The organism is Chamaesiphon sp. OTE_75_metabat_556 (assembly GCF_031378165.1).
Taxonomy (GTDB): Bacteria; Cyanobacteriota; Cyanobacteriia; order Cyanobacteriales; family Chamaesiphonaceae; genus Chamaesiphon.
In genome coordinates this window covers 1-3,986 of record NZ_JANNDR010000151.1, presented here as the reverse complement: position 1 = coordinate 3,986, position 3,986 = coordinate 1, and the positions used below count along the sequence as shown (strand labels likewise).

Genomic DNA, 3,986 nt, shown 5'->3' with positions numbered 1-3,986 from the left:
GAAACTGTTGTGCCGCGCAATCGCCTCTAACACATGTAACTGATGGTTTGTGGCTTGTTTCACAGTTATGTGGCGGGGTGGGTAGAGGGTAGGGAGTAGAGGGTAGAGGGGAGGGAGTAGGCAGTATGAGGACGCAAGCGTCCTGTCCACTACGACCCTCTACCCTCTTTTCATCATGCTTTAGCGGTAGTCGATTTCTTTGAATAGATAGTTTCTATTATCATAACATTTAAAATTTAATTTACCTATTTTAAAGCCGATCAACCTCAGTCGTTCACATAGACTTCTTCTATCGATATGATCATTTACAATTATTTATATCTATGCGATGCTCCGTGGAGATCGACTGAGCTTTGAGTAGGGAAATGCCTTGTCACGCAATGGCTGAGACTGTAGGAGATCGATCGGTATATTTTACAGATTTATCTGGTCGCGATGTATTGACAAATACAATAGAGATGTGTAATGATTTTTTCTATGGTATTTAACTAAATCATTGATTTTGTCAATTCCAGTTATCGATCCTAAAATCTCCTCAACTTTTAGATACCCACTTTAAAAACCCATGCAACATCTCTCACGTCGGCACTTTTTGCTGGCGGCTGGTGCCGCTGGTGGCGCAACCCTGCTCAAAGGTTGCGCCATTAACCCACCTTCCCCAGACTCCTTATCTCCCAAGGCACAAGCACTGACTCTCAGTTCGACAACTACCCCAGAGACGACTGCTGTCAAACTGGGCTACATTGCGATCGCCGAATCAGCACCATTGATTATTGCTAGGGAAAAAGGTTTTTTCGCTCGCCACGGTATGACAGATGTGGATGTATCGAAGCAAGCCTCTTGGGGTTCGGCGCGAGACAATATTGAAATCGGCTCAGTTAACGGTGGGATCGATGGCGGACAATGGCAGATGCCCATGCCGCAGTTGATTTCCGAAGGGATTATTACCAAGGGCAATCGCAAAATTCCGATGTTGTCGATGGCGCAGTTGAGCACCCAAGGCAATGGGATTGCGATCGCGGCCCAACATGCTGGTAAGGGTTTCGATCTAGATGTATCGAAGGCGGCAGAATACGTTAGGGAAATGAAAGCTGACGGCAAACCCTTCAAAGCTGCTTATACCTTCCCCCGCGTCAATCAAGATTTTTGGATTCGCTATTGGCTGGGTGCAGGCGGGATCGATCCGACTAAAGATATCGATCTGATTGCCGTACCCGCAGCCCAAACGGTAGCGAGTATGCGGACTGGTTCGATGGATGGATTCAGTACTGGCGATCCTTGGCCGTCGCGGATTCTCCGCGATAAGCGCAAGTATGGATTTTTAGCAGTTCTCACAGCTCAAATTTGGCCAGCACACCCAGAAGAGTACTTTGCTATGCGCGAAGATTGGGTGCGGAAAAATCCTAAAGCTGCCAAGGCAATTCTCAAAGGAATTATGGAAGCCCAAATGTGGTGCGATGACCCCAAAAATAGAGCAGAAATGGCGGCTATTTTAGGGCAACGTAAATACTTTAACGTTCCCAGCGATCTATTAATCGGCCCCTACACGGGTGAGTATGTACTTGGCTCCGATCGCAAAACAGTTAAGGATGAAAAGTTAGCAATTCGCTACTGGAAAGATGCGCGCGGCAGCGTTTCTTACCCTTACAAGAGTCACGATTTGTGGTTCTTGACTGAAAGCGTCCGCTGGGGCTTTTTACCTCAAGGTTTCATGGGCGAAGCCGATCGAGTGATTAATGCAGTGAGTGGTGAGAAGTTTTGGCGAGAGGCCGCTCAAGAATTGGGCATTGCCAGCGCAGATATTCCACCATCTACTTCTCGCGGCATCGAAAAATTCTTTGATGGTGCCGAGTTCGATCCTGCCAAGCCAAAAGCCTATTTAGATAGTTTGAAAATCAAAACGATGAAGGCTTAAATTAATTAATGATTATTAATTAATAATTATCAAGTTCTAGAACCGCAATTCTCAATTCTCTGCTTGGTGCGCTAAACCGTCGGGGAACCCGACGAGCGCGCATCCGCAATTCTCAACTCTCAATTAATTTTGGAGCATCATTATGACAACTGGCATACGTAAATCATCAGTATTTCGGATTGGCAATATGGAAATATCTGTCAAAAGCTTCAAGAAATATGTCCTACCACCAGCGATCGCAATTTTTACTTTCTTAGCTTTATGGGAAGCATTATCGGCTTCGGGAATTACCCTCTTACCTGGCCCTTCGAGCCTAATTACCGATGCGCGAACTTTTGAATTAGTAAAATATCCTTTTTACGATCGCGGCGGTATCGATAAAGGGATGTTCTGGCAGACTTGGGCGAGCTTGCAACGGGTGGGGATTAGTTATACATTAGCCGCGATCGTCGGAATTTCGCTCGGCATTGCGATCGGCACTAGTGAAATGCTCTCCCGCGCACTCGATCCTTTGTTCCTATTTTTAAGAACTGTTCCCCCTTTGGCTTGGGTACCGATTTCCCTCGCTGCATTAAACAAAAACGAACCCGCTGCTTTATTCGTCATCTTTATTACCGCAGTTTGGCCGATTTTAATTAATACCGCAGTTGGTGTCAAACAAATCCCCCAAGACTACATTAATGTTTCCAAAGTCGTCCAAGCTTCCAAGCAAAAATACTTCTTCAAAATTTTGCTCCCCTCCGCACTACCTTACATTTTTACTGGTTTGCGCGTGGCAATTAGTTTAGCTTGGTTGGCAATTATCGCCGCTGAAATCGTGATGTCCGGTATCGTCGGGATTGGTTTCTTTATCTGGGAAGCTTATCAAAATAACTACATTAGCGAAGTTATTCTCGCATTGGTTTGGATTGGTGCGGTTGGTTTATTGCTCGATACTGCAATGTCTTGGTTGCAGAATAAAATCGTCAAACAGTAATTCATTAAAAGATGTGTAGGGTGTGTTACCCTGCTGTCGCAGACGCTACGCGAATGCGGAGCGTAACGCACCATCCCATCACAATCATAAAATTTGGTGTGTTATCCCGCAAGGGTAACGCACCCTACATAAAATTCAAAATTTATAAACTGCCATGTCAACAGTCGAATTAGTTAATATTCAAGATGCGGGAAAAACCTTCCCGCTCGGTGGTGGGAAAGAATATATCGCCCTACGCGGTATCGATCTCCAAATCAGACGCGGTGAATTTATTGCGCTGATCGGTCACTCAGGCTGTGGCAAATCCACCCTGCTAAATATGATTGCGGGCTTGGATTTGGCGACAGAAGGAGTAGTTTCACTAGAAGGATTAACGATTACCAAACCTGGTCCCGATCGAATCGTAGTTTTCCAGAACTATTCACTATTACCGTGGATGACAGTGCGGGAAAATGTCGCTTTTGCGGTTGATGAAGTTCTGACTGAAAAGACTGCTCAAGAGCGGAAAGAAATCGTCGAACACTATGTCGATGTCGTCGGACTCTCTAAAGAGATCGACAAATATCCCAGTGAAATGTCTGGGGGGATGCGCCAACGGGTAGCGATCGCCCGCGCCCTAGCCGTGCAACCGCGCTTGTTACTACTAGACGAACCCTTTGGTGTACTCGATGCCCTGACGCGGGGTAAATTGCAAGAACAGCTAGTTAAAATTTGCGAAGATAATAACATTTCGGCGTTGATGGTGACGCATGAAGTCGATGAAGCTGTACTGATGAGCGATCGAGTGGTGATGCTCACCAATGGCCCAGCTTCTAAAATTGGCTCGATTTTAGATGTCGATATTCCTCGCCCACGCAAGCGTTTGGAAGCTGTTAAACATCCGAGTTACTATCAGCTCCGCAGCGAGATTATTTACTTTCTCAACCAGCAGAAGCAAGTCAAAAAAATGCGGGCGCAGAAAGTTCAAAACGTTGCCGCTCACGGGTTAGAAAAAGTTAACTTGCAACTGGGTTTTGTACCCTTAACGGCATGTGCGCCGATGATTATTGCCAAAGAAAAAGGCTTCTTTGTCAAACACGGTTTAGAACAAGCCTC

Annotated in this window: 3 protein-coding genes; all 3 read left to right on the top strand. The window is 45.8% G+C overall.

Annotation, left to right across the window (positions count from 1 at the left end; genetic code table 11):
- Positions 1–565: 565 nt before the first annotated feature.
- The gene (locus RMO27_RS06440) at positions 566–1,915 is read left to right on the top strand and encodes a CmpA/NrtA family ABC transporter substrate-binding protein (RefSeq protein ID WP_309730717.1); all 1,350 of its coding nucleotides are present in this window, start codon (positions 566–568) and stop codon (positions 1,913–1,915) included.
- A 142-nt stretch (positions 1,916–2,057) separates the two neighbouring features.
- Positions 2,058–2,891, top strand: coding sequence for a nitrate ABC transporter permease (gene ntrB, locus RMO27_RS06435; protein ID WP_396133628.1), 834 nt, complete (start codon positions 2,058–2,060; stop codon positions 2,889–2,891).
- Between the two features lie 154 nt (positions 2,892–3,045).
- Positions 3,046–3,986, top strand: a 941-nt coding sequence (locus tag RMO27_RS06430; RefSeq protein WP_309730715.1) for a nitrate ABC transporter ATP-binding protein, incomplete at its 3' end; no start/stop codon positions are given.

What these genes read in the sequence shown, in the direction of transcription:
- ntrB (WP_396133628.1), top strand. Translation starts at nt 2,058, where the DNA reads ATGACAACTGGCATACGTAAATCATCAGTATTTCGGATTGGCAATATG.
- RMO27_RS06440 (WP_309730717.1), top strand. Translation starts at nt 566, where the DNA reads ATGCAACATCTCTCACGTCGGCACTTTTTGCTGGCGGCTGGTGCCGCT.